Consider the following 21124-nt stretch of genomic DNA (forward strand, 5'->3'; position numbering starts at 1 on the left):
TATTCAAGGATCAGATAGAATGCGCAATTCACCATGGCTGGTGTTCACCTATTCGGTGATCATCGTGCTCGGCCTCATCATCGCGCTGCCGAACGTGCTGTCGCAAAGCACCCTCAGTAAGCTGCCGGCCTGGCTGCCGCATAGCCAGGTCTCCCTCGGCCTCGACCTTCGTGGCGGCTCGCACCTCGTTCTCGAAGTCGACGAAGCCGACCTGACCAAGGAACGGCTGCAGACCCTGCTGCAGGACGCCCGCCGCGTTTTGCGCGAAAAGAGCATCCAGACGAAGTCGATCGTTCTCAACAACAACCAGATCGTCGTCACACCTGTTGATCCGGAGCAGAGCGGCGCAGCCGTTACCCAGCTGCAGACGCTCGGCAACCCGATCAGCACAGGCCTCAGCGCCGGTCAGTCCGATCTCTCGGTCACGACCAACGGCGGCAACGTGATCGTCGCCTTCTCGCCGGCCGGTCTCGCGAGCCATGTCGATTCCGCTGTCCAGCAGAGCCTTGAAGTCATCCGCCAGCGCGTCGACCAGGTTGGCGTTGCCGAACCGACGATCCAGCGCATCGGTGCAAACCGGGTTCTCGTGCAGCTTCCGGGCGCGCAGGATCCGTCGCGTCTGCGCCAGCTCCTCGGCTCGACCGCCAAGATGTCGTTCCACATGCTCGCCCCGAACAACCAGCCGGGTCCTGGCGTGACCATGCTGAAGGACGACAAGGGCGAAAGCTATCCGGTTCTAGACCGCGTCGAAATCTCCGGCGACCGGCTCTCGGACGCGCGCGTCGGCTTCGACCCGAACACGCATGAGCCGATCGTCAGCTTCCGCTTCGACAGCGCCGGCGCAACCCGCTTTGCCGATATCACCCGCCAGAATGTCGGCAATCCCTTCGCCATCGTTCTCGACGACAAGGTGCTGAGCGCCCCAGTCATCCGCGAACCCATCACCGGCGGCTCCGGCCAGATTTCCGGCAGCTTCTCGGCGGATACAGCAACGACGCTTGCCGCCATGCTGCGCGCCGGCGCCCTGCCCGCAAAGCTGACCGTCATTGAAGAACGCACCGTCGGTGCCGACCTCGGCGCCGATGCGATCCGCATGGGTATCTATTCGGGCATCGTCGGCTTCGTCCTCGTCGCCCTCTTCATCTTCGTCCTCTACGGCAAGTGGGGCTTCCTAGCGAACTTCGCCCTGCTGATCCACACGATCCTGACCTTCTCGGCCCTGACGCTGGTCGGCGCGACGCTGACACTGCCGGGCATTGCCGGTATCGTGCTCGGCATCGGTCTGGCCGTTGACGCGAACGTTCTGATCAACGAGCGCATCCGCGAAGAAACACGTAAGGGCAAGAGCGCCTTTGCTGCTATCGACACCGGCTTCCGCCGCGCCTACTCCACGATTATCGACGGCAACATGACGGCGCTGATTGCCGCCGCCATCCTGTTCTGGTTCGGCTCCGGCCCTGTCCGCGGCTTCGCCGTTACCATGGCTCTCGGCCTGATCATCTCGATGTTCACCTCGGTCGCCTTCGTTCGCGTGACGATGATCGAGATTACCCGCCGCCAGAAGCTCAAGGTTCTGAACATCAAGCCGCTGCTGCCGATGATGTTCAACCCCTACGGCCGCCACATCCAGTTCATGAAGGCACGCTTCTTCGGCGTCAGCGTCTCGGCGCTGCTGTCGATCGCATCCGTCATCCTCTTCATCCATCCTGGCCTCAACTACGGCGTCGACTTCCGTGGTGGTATCCAGATGTCGGTCAAGACGACCGAGGCCGCCGATCTCGGCAAGTTCCGCGAAGGCCTGAACAGCCTTGGCCTCGGTGAAGTCTCCCTGCAGTCCTATGGTGACAACAACACCATGGCCGTGCGCGCACAGCGCCAGGACGGTGGCGAGGAAGCCCAGACCGTTGCTGTCGAGAAGCTGAAGAACGAGATCGTCAAGATCGATCCGTCGGCGACCGTAACCGGCACAGACGTCATCGGACCGAAGGTCAGCGGCGAACTCGCATGGGCAGGTATCCTGTCCGTCGTCATCGCCAGCCTGGCAATGCTCGCCTATATCTGGGCGCGCTTCGAATGGCCGTTTGCGGTCGGCGCAATCGTCACGCTCGTTCTCGATGTGACCAAGGCGATCGGCTTCTTCGCACTGACGGGACTGGACTTCAACCTGACCGCCATCGCGGCGATCTTGACGCTTGTCGGCTACTCGGTGAACGACAAGGTCGTCGTCTACGACCGCATGCGTGAAAACATGCGTCTCTACAAGTCGATGCCGCTGCGCGAAATCATCGACCGCTCGATTAACGAGACGCTGGCACGAAGCCTCTACACCAACGCCACCGCCTTCCTCGCCCTCCTTCCGATGGCGATCTGGGGCGGCAGCGCGGTCGAAAGCTTCGCGATCCCGATGGTGTTCGGCATTCTCGTTGCCGGCGCGTCGTCGATCTTCATCGCGGCCCCGATCCTGCTGTTCCTTGGCGACTGGCGCCGCCGCCACGCCAAGCCGGCAGCGGATGCCAAGCCGGAAGCCGAGATCATTCCTCCGGCACCGGCAGAGCCGCGCAAGTCGATCGGCTAAAAACCGGTTGCTAACAAAAGCTTGAGGCGGGCGCCGGTTGCAGAACCGGCGCCCGCTTTCTATGGTGCTTCCAAGGTCGAGGGGAGATACCGCCATGTCATCCAGCACGACGCCGGAAGAGACCAGGAACACCGAGGAGCGGATCCGCCGCTTCCTGGCCGTGGCCTCTCATGACCTGCAGTCGCCGCTCCGTCACATCGCCATGTATTCGGAAATCCTGCTGGAGGATCTCGAAGGCCGGATCAGCGCCGACGAGAAGCAAAGCCTGACGACCATTCTCGAAAAGGTGCAGACGGCGCAGAAGCTGACCAAGGCACTGATGACTTTTGCATCGGGCACCCCGCAGGCCGCGCGCGAGAATGTGGATCTGACCATCGCTTCTGAGACCGCGTGGTCTGAAGCCACGGCGGAGTTTCCAGAGAGCAAAGCCGTGCTGGCTCATCGCGGGCTGCCGGAACTGCGAACCGACACCACCTTGCTGACGGCAGTGCTGAAGCAGCTCTTTGTCAACGCGATTGCCCATGGCGAGCGAGAGGACCTTCGGGTGGAAGTCGGGGCTGTGCGCGATGGCGGAGAGCTTGTCATTTCCGTCGCCGATAACGGCCGGGGCATCGATCCCGCGCATCAGGCACGCATTTTCGAGGCGTTCTGGAAGCTGCCCAAAGCCGGAAGAGTTCCCGGGCCGGGACTTGGCTTGACTGCTTGCCGTGAGCTGGCCGCGGCGCTTGGCGGCACGGTGACGATTGCGGCATCATCCGCCAGTGGCAGCCGGTTCGAAGTCCGTCTGCCTGCCTGAGCCGTCAGATCGTGTAGTCGTCCTTCCAGAAATCCGGAACGTCGTAGGTCACGTATTCGCGGATGATATATTGCAGCGTCCGCGCATCCATCTCATCCTTGCCGATGCGGAAATCGACGCCGTAATCCGGGAACTGCTGGAAATAGCCGTCGGAAATATCGGTCGAGATCACGCCGATCGGCCCGGTATAGCCGATGCCGCGCAGTTCCGGCACCGTCTCGCGGAAGTCCGCATTTGGGAGCAGACGGTTGTCGAGCAGGATCAGATCATAGCGCGCAACCTTGATCTTCTCGAGGGCATCTCCGATCGACTGGGCGTATTGGACATCGACGGCAGGCTCGGAGAGGCTGCCGATCTTCTTCTTCAGCGAGCGAAATTCAATGAATTCGTCGTCCACGAACAGGACCTTAACGGTCCGCCCGGCGCTTGTCTCGGCTGCCATGCCATCCCCTCCGGTCACGAAACGAGCCCGTTCCGGAGCGCTATGGCTACCATGTGTACGCGGTTGACCGCGTCGAGCTTTCTGACTGCCGCCGTAATATGCGAATTCACCGTGTGCTCCGACAAGCCGAGAATGATGGCGATCTCAGCAGAGGTCTTGCCTTCGCTCGTCCATTTGACGATCTCGGCTTCGCGCTGCGTCAGACGTCCAGACATTTCCTGGGTCAAGATTTCCTCGTACAGCTTGTCGAAGATACGCATGACGTCAAGCAGGACGTCGGCGATCTCGCTCTGGTCCGGCTCCTGGCGAACGCCGCTGAGCACCAGACAGTATCGCCGCCCCTCTGGCGTAAAGAGCGGAATCAACAGAAACGTGTTGCCGTTGAATTCGTTGAACACCAGATCGGCGGGATAGCCTTCCAGCTGCGCGCTCTTGCCGAAAACGGGTGACGTGAGGAACTGCGTGGATTTCGCCTTGATCGCCCCCAGCGCCTCCTTCAGTGTCCGGATAAACAGCGTCGCACGCCGCTCCGCCACGTTGGTGATGACGATTTCACGCTCTCCGAACGGCGCTGCCGCCTCGGAAATCTTTGCCAGAACGAAATTGTCGAAATGGTAGTGGTGTGCCGCCGCCTTAAACAAGCGGAAGAAATCGGTCCGGTTGATGGCCCGGTTCAGCTCGGGCCCAGTATGAAAAGGAACAGCCGCAGCATTGGTCATTCCGGCAACCTTACCTCGAAACTTCCAGAAGTCACTCCACACCATCCCGAAATCTTGGGATATACGTCCTAAACGCGAACAGTTACAAAAAAACCGAGACAGTTGATGGGGATAACGGAACGGGGACTTCCCAGTATCCCAAGGCAAACAAGCCCATCAATTTCTCAACCGCAAGTGATGCAAAGGCAGATATACTGAAATCGTAGTCTTACCTAGGTATCGCATTTTTCGTTGTTCATGATCTCATGAGTAGCGGGAAAAGTGCCGGAAGTAAGCGCGAGAGAGCCGATAGATCCATTCAGCTAAGGGGTTGGCTGAAGTTCGTGGCGGCGAATATGGGTCAGTCGGCTCTCTCAGCGCTCAAATCACTCCTCTTCCTCTTGGTTGTATCTTGGGACGCTGAACAAGCCTTGTCAATTGGCGTTTCAGCGCGCTGTCGCGTGTTCGGGCACCTCGCGCCTACACCAGTTGATTGAGAAGACTATCGTTCAAATTCAAAGGCTTTTGCAGGTAGATATGGGCGCCGGCTTCCAGCGAGCGCTCCCGGTCCTCATCGGCATCCGAACCGCTGCATATGCCAAGCTTCACCGATGCGAAGCGAGGATCGAGGCTGACCTTGCGCACCAAAGCAAGGCCGTCGTCGAGAGGCATGTAGAGATCGGCGATCAGCAGATCGGGAAGCGGCTCGCCCGTGGCATGACGCGCCTCCAGCATCTCCCAGACTGGCTGCGCCTGGGAGAACGACACAAGCTCGGCGGTGAAGGCGCCCTTCCGGTGCATGTAATCGAGATAGAAGAGATCATCCTTGCTATCATCGATGTAGAATATCAAAGGCATAGCTGCTTCACCCGGTCGCCACCGGCGATGTCCCGCCTGTTTCGCGATGCGACAATAAAGATACTTCGCTAAGAATCGTTATCAACCTCCCCCGAATCGGCAGAGGAAAGACGTACACAACCTTAAGTTTCCTATTGTGTATTCGGTCATTTCGGAAAAGATGACCCGAATTCAGGAGGATCGACCGCGTGTGGAATGCCGCCAGCTTGAGGGACGAAGCGCAGAAGAGGGGCCGCTACCGCGTGGCCGCGATTGCCATCGGAACGCTCATCACGCTTCTCGGCATCTGCGCGATCACCGGCTGGCTGCTGGAAGTCGAGGTCATCGTCTCCGTCGTGCCGGAATTTCCGGCGATGGCGTTCAATACGGCGCTCTGCTTCGTGCTTTCTGGTCTGGCATTGGCGGGATCGGTATCGAAACGGCAGCGTCTGAACATGGCGGCGTCCCTGATCTCGCTGTGTGTGGCGGCAATCACCGTGACGCGGTTTGCTGAGATCATCTCGCTCGGTCGCACCTCGCATATGATCGATCGCGTGCTGACCAACCTCCTCGTCTCGCGGGAATTTTCCGACCTGATCGGCGGCGGCATGGGGCCGAATACGACGCTCTGCTTCCTGATCGGCAATCTTGCGCTGCTTGCCGGCCGGAACTGGAAGGATGACAGGGCTCCCCTTCTCCAGGAATTGACGGGCTATGTGATCATCACGCTCGGCATGGTCGCCTTCGCTGCTTACGTCACCAGCGCCGAGGAGGGTTATCGCTGGGGTCCCTATGCGGCGATGGCGCTGCATACGTCGATCGGCGTGACGTTCTTCGGCGGCGGATTGCTGGCCGCCGCCTGGTGGCGCCAGCCGCAGGACAGCGCCAGCGTGCCGCTGTGGATACCCGGCGTCGTTTGTTTCACCGGACTGCTCGCCGACCTCTATACGCCGCTCGGGGTGGCGAACGGCATTCTTTATGTGCCGCTGATTTTGACCGCCCTCTGGTTCGGCAATCGCAACGCACCGCTCTACCTGGCGTTCGTCTGCACGGTCCTCATCCTTCTCGGCTTCTTCGCCGTCAACCATAGCGACACGGTCGTCTGGCCCGAGGCTGCCAACCGCGCGATCACAATCGGCCTGCTGTGGCTGATCGGCTATCTGGTGCACAATTACATGCGCAACAGCGCCAGCCTGGAGACGGAGCGCATCCGCTTCAGCTCATTGGTGCGCAACACGCCGGATGCCGTGATCACCATGGACCAGCGCGGCGTTATCTCCAGCTTCAATCCCGCGGCCGAGCAGATGTTCGGCTATCTGCCATCCGAAACGCTCGGCAAGAACATCAACATGCTGATGCCGGAGCCCTATCACTCCGAGCATGACCATTACCTGCAGCACTACCATGAGACCGGCGAGGAACGGATCATCGGAACGACGCGCATGGTGTCCGGCCGCCGCAAGAATGGCGTGGTGTTTCCGCTCGATCTGTCCGTCAGCGTGGTGCCAACAAGCGGCGCGCGGACATTCGTCGGCATCGTGCGCGACATAAGTGACAGGGTGCAGCAACAGGAACGGCTGAAGACGACGCTGGCGCAGCTGGAGGCCTATACGGCCGATCTGGAACGCAGCAACCAGGACCTCGACGAATTCGCCTATATCGCCTCGCACGATCTGAAGGAGCCGCTGCGCGGACTTCATAATCACTCACGCTTCCTGCTCGAGGACTACGAGAACCAGCTCGACGAGGACGGCGTTCGCCGTCTCAACCGGCTGGTGCGGCTCAGCCAGCGGATGGAGAAGCTCGTCAACGATCTTCTCTATTTCTCCCGCATCGGACGCCAGCAGCTGGCCGTCAAGCGCACCGACATCAATCTCGTCATCAAGGACGTGGTGGCGACGCTGGAAGTGTTCCTGGAGGAGCGGCACGCGCGGGTCGTGGTGGACGGTGAGCTTCCCGAGGTTGTATGCGACGCGACGCGGCTGACCGAGGTGTTCCGGAACCTGGTGACCAACGCCGTCAAATATAACGACAAGCCGGAGCCGCTGGTCACCATCGGCTATCTGGAGCAATACACCGGCAAAGATGGTGCAACGGCGCGCGGCGTGTTTTTCGTCAAGGACAACGGCAAGGGCATCGCGACGGAATTCTACGAGGACATTTTCCGGATTTTCAAACGGCTTGAAAAATCGCAGGATTCGGATGATGGAACCGGGGCCGGACTGACCTTCGTGCGAAAGATCATTGGCCGCCACAATGGCGAGATATGGCTGGAGTCCGAGATGGGTGCAGGCACCACATTCTACTTTACGCTGGGAAGCAACAGAGAGGGCCACAATGCAGCCGCGTGATATGCAGCCGATCCTGATTGTCGAAGACAGCGAGGACGACTTCGAGGCGACGATGCGTGCCTTCAAGCGCACCAACCTGCGCAACCCGATCCGCTGGGCCGCTTCGGGCCAGGAAGCGCTCGATGAGCTTGCCGGCATGAACCCGCGCCCCGGCCTGATCCTGCTCGATCTCAACATGCCGGGTCTCGACGGCCGCAAGACCCTTGAGGCCATCAAATCCAACCCGCAGTGGCGCAAGATCCCGGTAGTCATTCTGACGACATCAGACGATGAGCGCGACATCGAAGGCTGCTATGCACTCGGCGCCAATACTTATGTGCAGAAACCTGTCGATCTCGACGGACTGTTCTCCGCGATTCAGCGGCTGAAGGAATACTGGTTCGAGATTGCCATCCTGCCGCACGAGGATTGAACGATTGGCGGAAGACTGCCTGGTACTGATCATCGACGACAATATCGACGACCGCGAGGTCTACCGGCGGATGCTGTCACGCGTTGCCGGAACGAACTACGTGGTAGCCGAGGCCGAGACCGGCGACCAGGGATTGGAGCTTGCCGCCAGCAAGCGTCCAAGCTGCATCCTGCTCGACTATTCGCTGCCCGGCCGCGACGGACTTGGGGTGCTTGCCGAAATCCTGAAGCTCGATCCGGCCGCCAATGTGATCATGCTGACAGGACAGGGCAACGAGACTGTCGCCGTCGAGGTGATGAAGAACGGGGCACGCGACTACCTGACCAAGGATGCGCTTTCGCCCGAGACGCTGCACCGCTGCGTGCAGAATGCCGTCATGCATGGCGCGCTGGAGAAGAAGCTGGAGCAGAAGCGGCAATCGCTCGAGATATTCACCCGGGCGATGGCGCACGACCTCAAGGAGCCGCTACGCACCATCAAGTCCTTCAGCAAGATCCTGCACGGCTCGGCTTCGCTGCCGGCCGAGGACCGCGAGCTTCTCGATTATATCCTGAGTGCCGCCGACCATATGGAAGACCTGATCGTCAAGGTCTCGGGCTTCACCAAGCTTGATGTCTCCGGGGAACTGGAACTGAAACCCGTCTCGCTCGCCGCCGTTTTGGGGCAGGTCGAGGATAATCTGCACCAGCAGATGGAGAGCAGGCAGGCAACCATCGTCAGCGGCGATCTGCCGGAGGTTATGGGCGACGGGACGCTGCTGATCCAGCTGATGCAAAACCTGATCTCCAATGCGATCCGCTATTGCGAAGACCAGCGCCCTCAGGTGCATCTCAGCGCCGAGGCCGCCGGTAGCGGGCTCTGCCGTCTGCTGGTCAGCGATAACGGACCGGGCATCGATCCTGATCATCGCGAACTGATTTTCCAGCCCTTCAAACGGCTGGTCGGCCGCGGCATCGAAGGAACGGGGCTTGGCCTTGCTATTTGCCGCCGCATTGCGCAGTTGCATGGCGGTGCGATCTGGTGCGAGGCGAAGACGGGACGCGGCGCGACCTTTGCGCTCGAATTGCCGCTCGCAAACAGCATGTCCGCCGAGGCGGCAGCGCAGACGGGGCCGCAGGCGGTGCGGGCAATCGAACAGCCTCAAGAAGCCAAGGGCCGTCTTGCCGAAGTGCTTCTCGTCGAAGACAGCCCCGCCGATATCCAGCTTCTGAAGCTCAAGTTGATGCGACGGGAGAAAGTGAGCTTCAACCTGCATGTGGCGACCAACGGGCGTGAGGCCATGCGGCTTCTGGAGGAGCGGGCGATCGATCTCAGCCAGCCGCCGATGGACCTGATGCTGCTCGATATCAACATGCCGATCATGGACGGTTTTGAGGTGCTGAACGCGCTTTCGGCCGATATCCGGCTGAAGCAGATACCGGTCTGCATCCTCAGCACATCCAGCGACGAGAGCGACATGCAGAGGGCCAAGGAACTCGGCGCTCTCGCCTATATGATCAAACCGCCGACGCTGCAGCAGCTGGAGCAGGCCCTGGCAGATGTCGACAGTTTGGAATTGCAGCCGCGCGGCGATGCCCTAGTTCTTTGTGTAGAACAATCGAGGCAATCTCCAACGGCACTGGTATGACTTTAGTATCCGCATTAGTTCTGGCGCTTCTCGCCACTCCCCAGCAATACGGACTGCTTTCGATGATTTCTGGCATACATCACATCACCGCCATCACCCGCAAAGTGCAGGCGAATGTGGATTTCTATGCCGGTTTTCTCGGCATGCGGCTCGTCAAACAGACTGCCGGTTTCGAGGACGAAACCCAGCTGCATCTCTTCTATGGCGATGGCGAGGGCACGCCCGGCTCGCTGCTGACTTTCCTTGCCTGGGAAGACGGCTCACAGGGACGCGCCGGTTTCGGCCAGATCAGCGAGATCGCGCTGGCAATCGACCCGACCAGCATCGGCTACTGGCTAACGCGCGCCATGAGCTTCGGGATCCGCATGGAAGGCCCGGCCGACGAATTTGGCGAGCCGGTGCTTCGCTTGAAGGATCCCGACAACATCATCCTGAAGCTTGCCGGCAGCAAGGAGCTCAAAAGCGCTGCGGCCTGGGCGGACGGACCGGTTCCGATCGAACATGCGGTACAGCGAGTCCGCGGTGCAACGATGCTGACCGAAACGCCCGATGCCAGCCGCGCCTTCATCGAGAGCCACTTCGGCTATCGTTTCCAGGCAAACAAAGGCGCCATCGACAGGCTGGTCTCCGATTCCGGCGATGTCATGGACGTGCGCAACGCAAAGGGCTTCTGGTCCGGTGCGCCGGGCACGGGAACGATCGATCACGTTGCTTTTCGCGCCGCGGATGAGGCCGAGCTGACATCGGTTCATGACACACTTGCCAAGTCGACGGACTCGGCAACCAACATGCATGACCGGAAATATTTCAAATCGCTCTATGTCCGCGAACCGGGCGGCACCCTGATCGAGCTTGCAACCGACAAGCCGGGCATGCTGGTAGATGAGCCGGCGCCGACGCTCGGCACCAAGCTTTTCTTGCCCCCGAAGGATTCGATCAAGGATCTGAAGGATCTAAAGGTCGTGCTGCCGCAATTTTCGATGCCGGGCGAGCCAAGGGTCAACTACCGCGATCTGCCCTTCGTGCACCGCTTCTACACGCCGCCGGATCCGGATGGCAGCGTCTTCGTGCTCCTCCACGGCTCCGGCGGCAACGAGACGACGCTGATGCCGCTGCTGCACAAGGTGGCGCCGCGGGCAACACTGCTTGGGGTGCGCGGCCGGGCGACCGAAGAAGGCTTTCCGCGCTGGTACAAGCGGATCACGCCCTTCTCCTTCGACCAGGACGACATCAAGAGCGAGGCGGAAGCCTTTGCCGCCTTCATCGACGGTGCGGTGAAATCGTATGGGCTGGATCCGAAGAAGATCGTCTTCGTTGGCTATTCCAACGGCGCGAATCTTTTGAACTCGCTGATCTACCTGCACCCGTCGCTGATCCATAAGGCGGTTCTGCTGCGCTCCATGCCGGTTCTAACGAATTATCCGCATGCCGATCTCAAGGGCACAGACCTGCTCGTCATCAGCGGCAAGACAGACGCCTATGGAAAATATGCCAACGATCTCGAGGGACGGTTGAAAACCTCGGGCGCGACCGTCGATTCGGACGTCATCCCCGGCGGTCACGATCTCGGCGATGCCGACGTGCCGATCATTCAGCAGTGGCTGTTGAAGGAAAGCCAGTAGCAAGCCGCGGCGCGAAAGACTTGCGATGACGGAATTTGTTCTTTCATCCCTACTCTTGCGGAAGCTTTTCCGGTGTGATCACCGCCGGAAAGCTTGGCTTACACTGCGCGCCATGCGCTAAATCTTCGGCCTTCACCGGCTGCAACTCTCTATTGTGCAGCGCAAAGCGGCATCGAAGAAAGGGAGATATTTTACGGCATTCTCGTTATGTAAAATTCTCATATTTCTATTTATATCACAGCAGAATTCCTGCGTACTTACACGATAATTTCAATGGCTAACGATAGCGAAAATATCAAATCAGCAATTGTAACCATAGTTATCACGATTTATTACAATAGATCGACAATACATTCGTGAATTTAATTACCTAAAATTCACTCGCCTATAAATTACCTCATTCTTTCTGTTTCTTCTGCGCCTGTTCTATTTTGCTGCATTGCAAAAAGTCCTTGCCGAGTTCTGATATCAGACCTATCTTGGCCCGGACATCGATCGCAGAAGGGGAAATTGCATGCCTCCTCGGCCCGTTGATATCAGCCTGATTATCTCATCGAGAAATCGGGCTGGCGGCCTGTTGAACTGCCTGGATGCCATTGCGAATGCCGCCCGGCAGGCGGACGATTTGCAATTGGAGCTCGTGTTTGTCGACAATGGCTCGACGGATGATACGTCCGAGGTCTTTCGCCGTTGGGCGGCTGTCGCGCCTCTTCACACCAATCTTGTCCATGAGACGCTGCCGGGGCTGGCCAATGCCCGCAATTCCGGCATCGCGGCGGCAACCGGCCGTCTGCTGGCCTTCACGGATGACGACTGCGAGGTGTTTGCGGACTACTTCACGACCATCGCGGCTCTGTTTGCCGCCGACGATGCGATCGTCATGCGCGGCGGCCGGGTCGAGCTTGGCGATGCCCGAGACCTTCCCGTTACCATCAAGACGGAGCTGGAACCGGCTGTGCTGAACAACGAGCTGCATGCCGGCGGATTCATTCATGGCTGCAACATGGTTTTCCCGCGCGCGCTGGTCGATCGCGTCGGCGATTTCGATCCGCGCTTCGGCGCCGGTGCCACGTTCCGCTCCGGCGAGGATACCGACTACATTCACCGCGCCTTCAACGCCGGTATCCGGGTTGAGTATGTGCCCGAGCTGGTGGTCAAGCATTTCCACGGCCGCCGCAAGATCGAAGATATCCATCGCCTGCACGCCGGCTATGCCTTCGGCAACGGTGCGCTCTATGCGAAATACCTGTTCGACAAGCGCTCGAACATGCGCGGCATGCTGCGCTGGGATATCCGCCAGGCTGTCCGCGAAGCGATCGGCGGCCAGCCGATGAGCAAGGAGATGGGGCTGACCTATCGCCGACAGCTCCGGGACAATCTGACGGGAATGATCGCCTACTGGCAGAGCACCCGCCGCAAGACGCCCGGCGCAATCCGCACCTGACACCCGCACACTCTTTGCGCCGATGACCCAAGCTTCGGCTGCAATCGATAGGATGATGAATGGCAGAACATGCAGTTGCGCATGCCGATCTGAAGAAGAAGACGGCACTATCCGTCCTCTGGTCGGTTGTCCGTGTGGCCTGGAGCACGATTGCGACCTTCATCATCTTCGTCATTCTGGCGCGCATTCTCGGGCCCGGCGACTTCGGCACTTTCGCGCTCGCCAGCCTGTTCGTCGAAATCGGCCGCGTGCTTGCCTATGCCGGGCTCGGCGATGCCATCACCCGGCAGCTGGATCTCGATGAGGAGCTGGCCGATACCTGCTTCTGGGCCACAGTTGCGTTCAGCGCCATCATTGCCGCCGTGGTCTTCGTGTTCGCGCCCTATTACGGCGAGCTGGTGCGCGACGAATCCGTTGCCGGAATTCTCCGCTGGCTGGCGCCTCTGCTGCCCGTCTCGTCGCTCGCTGTCATCCACAATGCGCGTCTCGCCCGTGAATTCGGCCACAAGAACCTTGCGGCGCAGAGCATCGCAGCCAGCCTCCTGTCCGGCATCACTGCCGTCGTCTGCGCCTATCTTGGCTGGGGCATCTGGGCACTGGTCGCGCAGACGGCGGTCAATGCCGCGGTCACTGTCGTTCTTGGCTGGGTCGCCTATCCCTGGATGCCGCGCTTGCGGTTCAATGTTGTGAAGTTCCGCTCTGTCTTCCTGTTCAGCGTCAGCCTCGTCGTCACTCAGCTGATGTGGATGCTGCTGGCCCGCGTCCAGGACATTTTCATCTCCCGCTGGTACGGCGCCGTCGAAGTCGGCCGTTATCGTATCGCCTGGCGGCTGATCGAACTCATCGGCCAAGCCGTTCTCGCGCCGATCGGCAGCGTCTCGCTGGTCACGCTGTCACGCCTGCAGAACGATCGCGTCGCCTTCCGTAACGCCTACAACAAGATCGTCGGCGCCGCCGCGCTCGGCACCATCCCGCTGCTCTTCGGTTTCGGCGCCCTGTCCAACGACGTGATCGCGCTGCTCTTCGGCGACAAGTGGGGCAATGCCGGCGATATCGCCACCGTGCTGGTGCTGATGTCGGTGCCGTTCGTGACCAACTTCTTCGCCTCTTCGGCGCTATCGGCAGTCAATCGCGCAGAATCGATCCTTTCGGTCGCCGCGCTTCAGTTCGCCGCAACCCTGCTGCTGACCTGGCTGCTTGTGCCCTACGGCATCCTCGCCGTTGCCGCCGGCTATGTGCTGCGCGCCTGGCTGACAATGCCCTACCAGCAATATGTGCTGCATCGCTATGCCGGCATCGACTCGCTCGGCACCTTCAAGTCGGTAGCCCTGCCCTTCTGCGGCAGCGCCGTCATGGCGGTCTGCGTCTGGTTTGCACATCCCCTCATCGCCGAACACCTGCAGAGCCGCTGGCTATCGCTTGGTCTCAGCATCGGTCTCGGCGCCGTCATCTATCTCGCCTTTCTGCCGGTCTTCGGCAGATCCGCCATCCGCCCTTATATCGCGCTCGGCAGGTCTTTGCTGCCGTTCGGAAAGCGGGCCGAGGCCTAGCCGCCGGGGCTGGGCCAGACTCTTCAACAGGAGCCTTATATGCAGGAAACCAACATTACGATCATCAACCGCCTTCAGGGACTGATCGCAAATTGCCTTTCCGACCTCGTCGATCCGGCCGAGCGCTTTGCGCTGCTCGATTTCCCGAACCACTACAATATCGGCGACAGCGCCATCTGGCTGGGGGAACTTGCCTATTTTGATCGCCGCAAGACGCGGCCGGCCTATGTGACCGAAATCCCCACCTATGACGACGAGCGCATGCTGGCAGCGATCGGCGATGGCCGGATCTTCCTGCATGGCGGCGGCAATTTCGGGGATATCTGGGCAGGCTACCGGCAGTTCCGCGAGGACATGCTGACCAAGTACAAGGGCCGGCCAATCGTCCAGATGCCGCAGACAATCCACTTCAAGGAACAGGCTGGTATCGACAGCACCGCCCGCGCCATTGAGAAGCACGGCAATTTCACGCTGCTGGTGCGCGACCACAAGAGTTTCGAATTCGCCAAGCGCTGGTTCCAATGCGATGTCAGGCTTTGCCCCGACATGGCCTTCTGCATCGGCCCGGTGACCCGCCCGGTGCCGCAGCACGAACTACTGCTCAATCTGCGCGAGGACCAGGAAGTGGGCGCGCCGCAGGACCTGACGGCGGCGACCAGCCGCCCGGGCACGGTGAAATCAGACTGGCCGGATGAGCCTGCCGATTTCCAGAAGCAGACGAAGCGTGCCGCGATCCTGAAGGGGCTGCTCTCCGGCCGCATCGGCGGACGCGCCAGGATGACCGAGCTTGCCTATCGCGAGCGGGCTCAACAGCGCTTCGACCGCGGCGTGGCGCTGCTGGGCTCTGCCCGCCAGGTGATCACCGACCGCATGCACGGCCACATCATGTGCGTGCTGATCGGTGCTGATCATTGCGTGCTCGACAACAGCTATGGCAAGACCAGCAGCTTCATCGAGGCGTGGGGCACCTGCAACAATGCGGAAAAGGCGGCGATCGCGGCAACCGTCGACGAAGCGCTTGGCATTCTCGATGCGCGGCGCATGCAGCCGGCGGCTGTCGCCTGAGGCTCAGCCTCGCCGGGCGATCATGATCCCGGCGAGCACCACGAGGCCGCCGATCGCCTGCATCGGGCCGATCGCCTCATTGAGCAGCACCCAGGCAAGGATGGCCGCCACGACCGGTTGCAACAGCAGCGTCAGCGACGAGAAAGCGGCCGGCAGATAGGCGAGCGCAAAGGCGATTGCCACCTGGCCGCTTGCGTGACTGATGAAGGCGAGGCCGAAGACGATCGCCCAGCCATAGGCCGTCGGGGGTAGCATATGTGCCTCGAAGAAGAAGCCCAGCGGGAAGACGCAAATAGCGGCCGATGCCGTGCTCCACAGCATGATGCGGATCGTATCGAAACGGCTGCGCAGCTGGCCGATTGCCAGGATGTAGCCTGCATAGAAGATCGCTGCGATGATCGCCACGCCATCGCCGCGCAGATCGCCGTTGCCGAGTGCCGCCGGTCCGCCCTTGAGGATCACCACGCCCGCCAGCGCCAACGCCAGCCCCAACACGAAAATGCGGGAGACAGGTGCGCGGAAGGCCACGAAACCGATGACGGTGACGAATACGGGCGCGAGGTTGGCAAGCAGCGTGGCATTGGCAACCGAGGTCATGGTGATCGACAGGTGCCAGGCCGCAAGATCGGCCGCGAGGATGACGCCCGGCAGGATCAGCATGGCATAATCGGAGAGCTTTTCAGGCTTCGGGCCTGAATCCTTCTTGATCAGCGAGAAGATGAAGATCGGGATCAGCGCCAGCGCGACGCGCCAGAAGGCCGTTGCCATCGGCCCCACTTCGGAGAGCCGCACGAAGATCGGCGAACCACCGATGGCGGCGCCGCCAAGGATGAGCGCCGTCAGCGCGAAACGTTGTGAAGGAGCGGCTTCTGTGGAAGGGGCGGCGGCCTGCGACATGATCTCTATGCTTTCCCGGCCAGCCATGATTGAGACGCCAGCCGTGATGCGAGTTATCAGATCGAACCGAAAGAGGATAGCGCGGGAACGACACCCGCGACACAAAAGCTCAACCGGAAATAACCGTCGAGAATTCCGGATTGCCGCGGATCGTGTTGCTGACCGTGCAGATCTCGTCTTCGGCCAGATGCGCGATCTTCTGGCGCGTTTCCTCGTCGATCTCCCCCTTTATCGAGAAGGCGATGTTGAACTTCTGGACGCGCGACAGGCCTTCGACAGCCTTCTCGCCTGTGACGTCAGCGGTGATCTCGGTGATCTTGTCGAGGACGCCCAGATTGCTGGCGGCGATACGGGCGCTCAGCACCAGGCAGGCCGAGAGCGATGAATAGAGAAGATCGAGCGGATTGAACCCTGGCTGAGACGGGCTGGTGACGATATCGATCTCGCCCTTCGTCGCCGAGGTGACATGCGGAAATCCGGTCCGGCCGAGGACGGCCTTGGCGCCTGTGGGTCTGGGTCTTGCTTTGAGATCGGCCATGCCGCGACACTCCATTTGCGATGGGATTGAGATAGTGAGTTTGGCCGCAACACGCAACGAAACGGCTTCTCTCAAATCCGGAGACGGACGCATTTGAATGCTGTATCAGGCAGCCCATGAAGAAAAAACAGATCGCGATCATCGGCGGCGGCCCGGCGGGCCTGATGGCGGCGGAAACGCTGGCCGGTTCCGGCCATGCGGTCACCGTTTATGACGCCATGCCGACGGTGGCGCGGAAGTTTCTGCTGGCAGGGAAATCCGGGCTGAACATCACCCATTCCGAGGACTACGCGCAGTTCACCGCCCGCTTCGGCAGCACTTCCAGCCGCCTTCGCCCGGCGCTTGACGCGCTGACCCCCGGCGATATCCGCCGTTGGGCGGGCGAACTCGGCACCGAGACATTCGTGGGATCATCCGGCCGCGTCTTCCCGACGGCCATGAAAGCCTCGCCGCTGCTTCGCGCCTGGCTCGCCCGTCTGGAGACGCAAGGCGTGGTCATCGCAAAACGCCACCGCTGGATCGGATTTGCTGATGGGGGCCTGATTTTCGAAACCCAGGAAGGCCGGAAGGTCATCCGCCCGGACGCGGCATTGCTGGCGCTTGGCGGCGCGAGCTGGCCGAAGCTCGGCTCCGATGCCGCATGGGGGCCGTGGCTGCGGGAGAGAGGCGTCGATATCGCGCCTTTCCGCCCTGCCAATTGCGGCTTCGATGTCAACTGGAGCGAAGTGTTTCGCGAGCGTTTTGCCGGGGCGCCGTTGAAGGCGGTGACCGCCACTTCGGCGGCCGGGACATTTCCCGGCGAATTCGTGATCTCGGCGCATGGGATCGAGGGTAGCCTTGTCTATGCCCATGCAGCCGCCCTTCGCGACGATCTGGAGCGCCATGGCACCGTCTCGCTGCTTGTCGATCTCGCGCCAGGGCGACCCATCGAACGGCTGGCGGCCGACCTCGCCAGGCAGGATCGGAAAGCAAGCCTCTCCAACCGGCTGCGCAAGGGCGCCGGTCTCGACCCCGTCAAGGCAGGGCTGATCCGGGAGCTTGCAGGCGACGACGTGCTGAAGGACCCGCAGCACCTCGCGGCACGGATCAAGTCGCTGGCGATCCCGCTGACCGCAACCCGGCCGATTGCCGAAGCCATATCCTCGGCCGGAGGCATTGCGCTGGATGCGATCGATGACGGTTATATGCTGAAGGCCATGCCCGGTATCTTCGCCACCGGCGAAATGCTGGATTGGGAAGCGCCAACCGGCGGCTATCTGCTGACCGCATGCATGGCGACGGGCAAGGCAGCGGCGCAGGGCATGCTTGCGTGGCTGGACCGCGACTGAACACAGCCCGCGCTTATCCCGCCTTGTGCCGGATACCCCTAATGCGGTTGACGACCTCCGCCAGGAAGACGCCAAATAGCGCGCCCATGCTCTTCGTCGCCGCATCCTCGAAATGCGCATGACGCGTCGGAGACAGGAACTGCAGCGTCTCCAGCGCGAAGGCACCGATGACCAGCAGCACCGCACACAGAACGACCCGCCGCGGATAACCGGTGACGAACAATATGCCCATCACCATGAAGGCCATGGCGCGATCGACATCGACGTCAATGATATCGTGCGGCCGGTACTCGATCGGACACACGGTGACAAAGATAACGGCGGCCAGCGACAGCCAGGCGGCCACTCTCACGAGAAGCATCTTGTTCATGGGCGAAGGGTAGGCCGATGGCGGGCAGGTGCAATTCAGCCAAAAGTACAAAATGGGCTAATCCGCGACATGCAACTGCCACGAAACGCGAGGCGATGATCAAGCTTTTCTTAAGGAAAAAGAGTGGTGCCCAGACGCGGATTTGAACCACGGACACGCGGATTTTCAATCCGCTGCTCTACCAACTGAGCTATCTGGGCATTCCTGCTTCGGCCTGCATTCTTTCGAAGAAAGAACCGGAGGGTTTGGTGTGCCCCGGAAGCGAGCGGGGTTATAGCATCTTGTCGGGACATGGCAAGCGTCAAATGACAGTTTTTTGAGGCTTGTGGAATTTTTCCAAATTCCCGAGTGAATTGAAGGACTTCGCCTGTGGTTTTAGAGGCTATTCCTCGTCGTCGTACTCGGCTTTCTTCTCATCGTCGGCAACGGGGATGGCGTAAGCGCCCGTCAGCCAGCGCGAGAGATCGACCTCACGGCAACGGTTCGAGCAGAACGGATAATGTTCGCGATGCGATGGCTTGCCGCATTCCGGGCAGGGCCGCGTCTTGCGAAGCGGTTCGACCTTGGCGGTGGTTCTATTCTCGTCTTCGGACATGACGATGCCCCCGGCTTAGCCCTCAGGCCACCGGCTGTGCACATCGAAGCCTTCGCCGGTCAGCAGGAGGATAGTTTCATAAAGCGGCAGGCCCACCACATTGGTGTAGGAGCCGACCATTTTCTGGACGAAGCTGCCGGCAAGACCCTGGATGCCATAGGCACCCGCCTTGCCGCGCCACTGGCCCGAGGCCAGATAGCTTTCGATCTCGAAACCGGAGAGGCGCTTGAAGCGCACCTTGGTCTCGACGATCTTCTGGCGGATCTTGCGATCGGGCGTTACCAGGCAGACGCCGGTGTAAACCCAGTGGCTGCGGCCGGAGAGCAGATTGAGCGAGGCGGAAGCCTCATCCGCAAACTCGGCCTTCCCCAGAATGCGGCGGCCGACGGCGACGACCGTATCGGCCGCAAGGATGTAGCTGCCCTTCCAGGCCAGATCGCCCTTGATCGCCGACAGCGCCGCCTCTGCCTTCTCGGTCGAGAGCCTGCGGGCCAGCGAGCGCGGATGCTCCGATTTCTTCGGCGCCTCGTCGATATCCATCGGCATCAGGCGCGACGGTTCGATGCCTGCCTGATTGAGCAGGTCGACACGTCGCGGAGAACCGGAAGCCAGGATGAGCTTGTATGTGAGCGCCATGGAACCTCGACCGGAAAGGAAGCCTCGAGGGCTTGCGGCCCAAGCTTACTTGAAACGGTAGGTGATACGGCCCTTGGTGAGGTCGTAGGGGGTCATTTCCACAAGAACCTTGTCGCCCGCCAGAACGCGGATGCGGTTCTTGCGCATGCGGCCGGCCGTGTGGGCGATGATTTCGTGCTCGTTTTCAAGCTTCACGCGAAAGGTCGCGTTCGGCAGAAGTTCGGTCACGATACCCGGAAATTCAAGGACTTCTTCTTTAGGCATATAAGGCTTTTCTTCCTGTCGGTTGAGATGGCGGACTTGCGCCACCTTAAAATTTGGGCGGAAACTACACAATCAACGGTCATTTGTGAACCTTGTTGATCGGGCTTTCTTCCTTTTGTTTTAGGCCGATTGCGCGGCAATGCCGTTTCGTCTGAGTAGCCGGCTCTCGATCAGCGCCGCAATGTGATCCCGCACCTCTCTGTAGGCATCGAGAATCTGGTCGCGGCTGCCGGTTTCGCCGGTCGGATCCATGGTCGGCCAATACACCACTTCAACGGCGTTGGCACGCGTCAGTTCCAGCGCTGCGTGATGGGCCTGCGGCGACAGCGTGATGATCAGGTCGAAATAGTCGTCCTCGAGCTCCTCAAGCGTCTTCGGCAGGTGGCGGCCGAGCGAAAGGCCGATCTCTTCAAGCACAACATCGACGAAGGGATCCCGCTCGCCGGCGCGAACGCCTGCCGAGCGTATATAGGTGTTGGCGGGCAGCATGCTCCGGGCGATTGCCTCGGCCATCGGCGAGCGGATGGCGTTCATGCCGCACATGAAGAGGATCGCGCCCGGCGCCTTGCCTTCTGCGGTGAGCGGAGCGGGCTCCATCCCGGTCATCCGCGCCAGTAGAGCACGCAGACCAGCGTGAAGATGCGCCGCGCGGTGTCGAAATCGACGTCGATCTTGCCCTTCAGCCTGTCCTTCAGCGTCTGCGAGCCCTCGTTGTGGATGCCGCGGCGGCCCATGTCGATCGCTTCGATGCGGCTTGGCGAGGCCGAGCGGATCGCTTCGTAATAGCTTTCGCAGATCATGAAATAGTCTTTCACGATGCGGCGGAACGGCGTCAGCGACAGGATGTGGGTGGCGACATCGCCGCCTTCCTCCGTCCTGATGACGAAGACCAGCTTGCTGTCGATGAGCGAGATATTGAGCTTGTAGGGCCCGCCCGGATGACCGGCGGGCTCGAAGGTATTTTCCTCGATCAGATCGAAGATGGCGACGGCGCGCTCGTGCTCGACATCGGGCGTCGAACGGCCGATCGTGTCGTCAAGGACGACATCAGAAAGCCGGAAGTCGCCCTTCGCCATG

General features: G+C 60.7%; 21 protein-coding genes and 1 tRNA gene. 10 read left to right on the forward strand and 12 right to left on the reverse strand.

All coding sequences use genetic code 11. The annotated features are described in order from the left end of the window. Nucleotides 1–19: 19 nt before the first annotated feature. Nucleotides 20–2575 carry a protein translocase subunit SecD gene (gene secD, locus J2X43_RS07835; protein ID WP_112387569.1) on the forward strand — a complete coding sequence of 852 codons (2556 nt, stop codon included), beginning with the start codon at nucleotides 20–22 and terminating at the stop codon, nucleotides 2573–2575. Between the two features lie 94 nt (nucleotides 2576–2669). After that, entirely contained in the window at nucleotides 2670–3371 is a 702-nt protein-coding gene (locus J2X43_RS07840; protein WP_310292983.1) for an ATP-binding protein, read from the forward strand. Between the two features lie 4 nt (nucleotides 3372–3375). On the opposite strand, the gene J2X43_RS07845 is transcribed toward J2X43_RS07840, so the two are convergent. The 3 genes from J2X43_RS07845 to J2X43_RS07855 form a co-directional block, all read right to left on the reverse strand. Next, complete coding sequence (locus J2X43_RS07845) at nucleotides 3376–3813, reverse strand: response regulator (RefSeq protein ID WP_310292985.1); 438 nt, start codon at nucleotides 3811–3813, stop codon at nucleotides 3376–3378. Nucleotides 3814–3827: 14 nt separating this feature from the next. Further along, a complete protein-coding gene (locus J2X43_RS07850) occupies nucleotides 3828–4532 on the reverse strand; it encodes a helix-turn-helix transcriptional regulator (protein WP_310292988.1) in 705 nt (234 codons plus the stop codon). A gap of 459 nt (nucleotides 4533–4991) precedes the next feature. Further along, nucleotides 4992–5369 (reverse strand): response regulator, encoded by a 378-nt coding sequence (locus J2X43_RS07855; RefSeq protein ID WP_310292991.1) that lies wholly within the window; start codon nucleotides 5367–5369, stop codon nucleotides 4992–4994. A gap of 188 nt (nucleotides 5370–5557) precedes the next feature. Here J2X43_RS07855 and J2X43_RS07860 point away from each other — a divergent pair, with 188 nt between their 5' ends. The 7 genes from J2X43_RS07860 to J2X43_RS07890 all read left to right on the forward strand — a co-directional run bounded on the left by J2X43_RS07860 (nucleotide 5558) and on the right by J2X43_RS07890 (nucleotide 15419). After that, complete coding sequence (locus J2X43_RS07860) at nucleotides 5558–7699, forward strand: PAS domain S-box protein (RefSeq protein WP_310292993.1); 2142 nt, start codon at nucleotides 5558–5560, stop codon at nucleotides 7697–7699. Beyond that, nucleotides 7686–8111: a response regulator gene (locus tag J2X43_RS07865; RefSeq protein WP_112387563.1), complete on the forward strand. Its 426-nt coding sequence runs from the start codon at nucleotides 7686–7688 to the stop codon at nucleotides 8109–8111. The genes J2X43_RS07860 and J2X43_RS07865 overlap by 14 nt, the downstream gene beginning before the upstream one ends. A gap of 4 nt (nucleotides 8112–8115) precedes the next feature. Continuing rightward, a complete protein-coding gene (locus J2X43_RS07870) occupies nucleotides 8116–9738 on the forward strand; it encodes a response regulator (protein ID WP_310292996.1) in 1623 nt (540 codons plus the stop codon). A 62-nt stretch (nucleotides 9739–9800) separates the two neighbouring features. Then, a complete protein-coding gene (locus tag J2X43_RS07875; RefSeq protein ID WP_310292999.1) occupies nucleotides 9801–11360 on the forward strand; it encodes a VOC family protein in 1560 nt (519 codons plus the stop codon). 514 nt (nucleotides 11361–11874) lie between these two features. Beyond that, the gene (locus J2X43_RS07880) at nucleotides 11875–12804 is read left to right on the forward strand and encodes a glycosyltransferase (RefSeq protein ID WP_310293002.1); all 930 of its coding nucleotides are present in this window, start codon (nucleotides 11875–11877) and stop codon (nucleotides 12802–12804) included. Nucleotides 12805–12863: 59 nt separating this feature from the next. Continuing rightward, nucleotides 12864–14354 carry a lipopolysaccharide biosynthesis protein gene (locus J2X43_RS07885; protein ID WP_310293005.1) on the forward strand — a complete coding sequence of 497 codons (1491 nt, stop codon included), beginning with the start codon at nucleotides 12864–12866 and terminating at the stop codon, nucleotides 14352–14354. Between the two features lie 39 nt (nucleotides 14355–14393). After that, nucleotides 14394–15419, forward strand: a complete 1026-nt coding sequence (locus tag J2X43_RS07890; RefSeq protein WP_310293009.1) for a polysaccharide pyruvyl transferase family protein — start codon at nucleotides 14394–14396, stop codon at nucleotides 15417–15419. Between the two features lie 3 nt (nucleotides 15420–15422). Here the strand turns inward: J2X43_RS07890 and J2X43_RS07895 are convergent, their stop codons facing one another. Together J2X43_RS07895 and J2X43_RS07900 are read right to left on the reverse strand one after the other, a co-directional pair. Beyond that, on the reverse strand, nucleotides 15423–16316 hold the full coding sequence (locus J2X43_RS07895) for a DMT family transporter (RefSeq protein ID WP_112387557.1): 894 nt from the start codon (nucleotides 16314–16316) through the stop codon (nucleotides 15423–15425). A 109-nt stretch (nucleotides 16317–16425) separates the two neighbouring features. Next, nucleotides 16426–16854, reverse strand: coding sequence for an OsmC family protein (locus tag J2X43_RS07900; protein ID WP_310293013.1), 429 nt, complete (start codon nucleotides 16852–16854; stop codon nucleotides 16426–16428). 116 nt (nucleotides 16855–16970) lie between these two features. On the opposite strand from J2X43_RS07900, the gene J2X43_RS07905 reads away from it, so the two are divergent. Then, nucleotides 16971–18182 carry a TIGR03862 family flavoprotein gene (locus J2X43_RS07905; RefSeq protein ID WP_310293016.1) on the forward strand — a complete coding sequence of 404 codons (1212 nt, stop codon included), beginning with the start codon at nucleotides 16971–16973 and terminating at the stop codon, nucleotides 18180–18182. A gap of 13 nt (nucleotides 18183–18195) precedes the next feature. Here J2X43_RS07905 and J2X43_RS07910 read toward each other — a convergent pair whose 3' ends face one another. The 7 genes from J2X43_RS07910 to J2X43_RS07940 form a co-directional block, all read right to left on the reverse strand. Beyond that, complete coding sequence (locus J2X43_RS07910; protein WP_310293019.1) at nucleotides 18196–18552, reverse strand: VanZ family protein; 357 nt, start codon at nucleotides 18550–18552, stop codon at nucleotides 18196–18198. A gap of 124 nt (nucleotides 18553–18676) precedes the next feature. After that, a tRNA-Phe gene (locus J2X43_RS07915) sits at nucleotides 18677–18752 on the reverse strand. Between the two features lie 182 nt (nucleotides 18753–18934). Then, nucleotides 18935–19147 carry a DNA gyrase inhibitor YacG gene (gene yacG / locus J2X43_RS07920; RefSeq protein ID WP_112387554.1) on the reverse strand — a complete coding sequence of 71 codons (213 nt, stop codon included), beginning with the start codon at nucleotides 19145–19147 and terminating at the stop codon, nucleotides 18935–18937. A 15-nt stretch (nucleotides 19148–19162) separates the two neighbouring features. Then, a complete protein-coding gene (locus J2X43_RS07925; RefSeq protein ID WP_112513984.1) occupies nucleotides 19163–19783 on the reverse strand; it encodes a Maf-like protein in 621 nt (206 codons plus the stop codon). Nucleotides 19784–19828: 45 nt separating this feature from the next. Continuing rightward, complete coding sequence (infA, locus tag J2X43_RS07930) at nucleotides 19829–20047, reverse strand: translation initiation factor IF-1 (protein WP_003545338.1); 219 nt, start codon at nucleotides 20045–20047, stop codon at nucleotides 19829–19831. A gap of 120 nt (nucleotides 20048–20167) precedes the next feature. Then, complete coding sequence (locus tag J2X43_RS07935) at nucleotides 20168–20653, reverse strand: low molecular weight phosphatase family protein (RefSeq protein WP_405049570.1); 486 nt, start codon at nucleotides 20651–20653, stop codon at nucleotides 20168–20170. Next, on the reverse strand, nucleotides 20650–21123 hold the full coding sequence (locus tag J2X43_RS07940) for a UPF0262 family protein (RefSeq protein WP_310293027.1): 474 nt from the start codon (nucleotides 21121–21123) through the stop codon (nucleotides 20650–20652). The genes J2X43_RS07935 and J2X43_RS07940 overlap by 4 nt, the downstream gene beginning before the upstream one ends. Between the last annotated feature and the right edge of the window lies 1 nt (nucleotide 21124).

Source organism: Rhizobium sp. BE258, from assembly GCF_031457345.1.
Classification (GTDB): Bacteria; Pseudomonadota; Alphaproteobacteria; order Rhizobiales; family Rhizobiaceae; genus Rhizobium.

What these genes read in the sequence shown, in the direction of transcription:
- J2X43_RS07880 (WP_310293002.1), top strand. Translation starts at nt 11,875, where the DNA reads ATGCCTCCTCGGCCCGTTGATATCAGCCTGATTATCTCATCGAGAAAT.
- J2X43_RS07940 (WP_310293027.1), bottom strand. Translation starts at nt 21,123, where the DNA reads ATGGCGAAGGGCGACTTCCGGCTTTCTGATGTCGTCCTTGACGACACG.
- J2X43_RS07850 (WP_310292988.1), bottom strand. Translation starts at nt 4,532, where the DNA reads ATGACCAATGCTGCGGCTGTTCCTTTTCATACTGGGCCCGAGCTGAAC.
- J2X43_RS07875 (WP_310292999.1), top strand. Translation starts at nt 9,801, where the DNA reads ATGATTTCTGGCATACATCACATCACCGCCATCACCCGCAAAGTGCAG.
- yacG (WP_112387554.1), bottom strand. Translation starts at nt 19,147, where the DNA reads ATGTCCGAAGACGAGAATAGAACCACCGCCAAGGTCGAACCGCTTCGC.
- J2X43_RS07895 (WP_112387557.1), bottom strand. Translation starts at nt 16,316, where the DNA reads ATGTCGCAGGCCGCCGCCCCTTCCACAGAAGCCGCTCCTTCACAACGT.
- J2X43_RS07890 (WP_310293009.1), top strand. Translation starts at nt 14,394, where the DNA reads ATGCAGGAAACCAACATTACGATCATCAACCGCCTTCAGGGACTGATC.
- J2X43_RS07855 (WP_310292991.1), bottom strand. Translation starts at nt 5,369, where the DNA reads ATGCCTTTGATATTCTACATCGATGATAGCAAGGATGATCTCTTCTAT.
- infA (WP_003545338.1), bottom strand. Translation starts at nt 20,047, where the DNA reads ATGCCTAAAGAAGAAGTCCTTGAATTTCCGGGTATCGTGACCGAACTT.
- secD (WP_112387569.1), top strand. Translation starts at nt 20, where the DNA reads ATGCGCAATTCACCATGGCTGGTGTTCACCTATTCGGTGATCATCGTG.
- J2X43_RS07925 (WP_112513984.1), bottom strand. Translation starts at nt 19,783, where the DNA reads ATGGCGCTCACATACAAGCTCATCCTGGCTTCCGGTTCTCCGCGACGT.
- J2X43_RS07885 (WP_310293005.1), top strand. Translation starts at nt 12,864, where the DNA reads ATGGCAGAACATGCAGTTGCGCATGCCGATCTGAAGAAGAAGACGGCA.
- J2X43_RS07900 (WP_310293013.1), bottom strand. Translation starts at nt 16,854, where the DNA reads ATGGCCGATCTCAAAGCAAGACCCAGACCCACAGGCGCCAAGGCCGTC.
- J2X43_RS07840 (WP_310292983.1), top strand. Translation starts at nt 2,670, where the DNA reads ATGTCATCCAGCACGACGCCGGAAGAGACCAGGAACACCGAGGAGCGG.
- J2X43_RS07905 (WP_310293016.1), top strand. Translation starts at nt 16,971, where the DNA reads ATGAAGAAAAAACAGATCGCGATCATCGGCGGCGGCCCGGCGGGCCTG.
- J2X43_RS07935 (WP_405049570.1), bottom strand. Translation starts at nt 20,653, where the DNA reads ATGACCGGGATGGAGCCCGCTCCGCTCACCGCAGAAGGCAAGGCGCCG.
- J2X43_RS07865 (WP_112387563.1), top strand. Translation starts at nt 7,686, where the DNA reads ATGCAGCCGCGTGATATGCAGCCGATCCTGATTGTCGAAGACAGCGAG.
- J2X43_RS07910 (WP_310293019.1), bottom strand. Translation starts at nt 18,552, where the DNA reads ATGAACAAGATGCTTCTCGTGAGAGTGGCCGCCTGGCTGTCGCTGGCC.
- J2X43_RS07845 (WP_310292985.1), bottom strand. Translation starts at nt 3,813, where the DNA reads ATGGCAGCCGAGACAAGCGCCGGGCGGACCGTTAAGGTCCTGTTCGTG.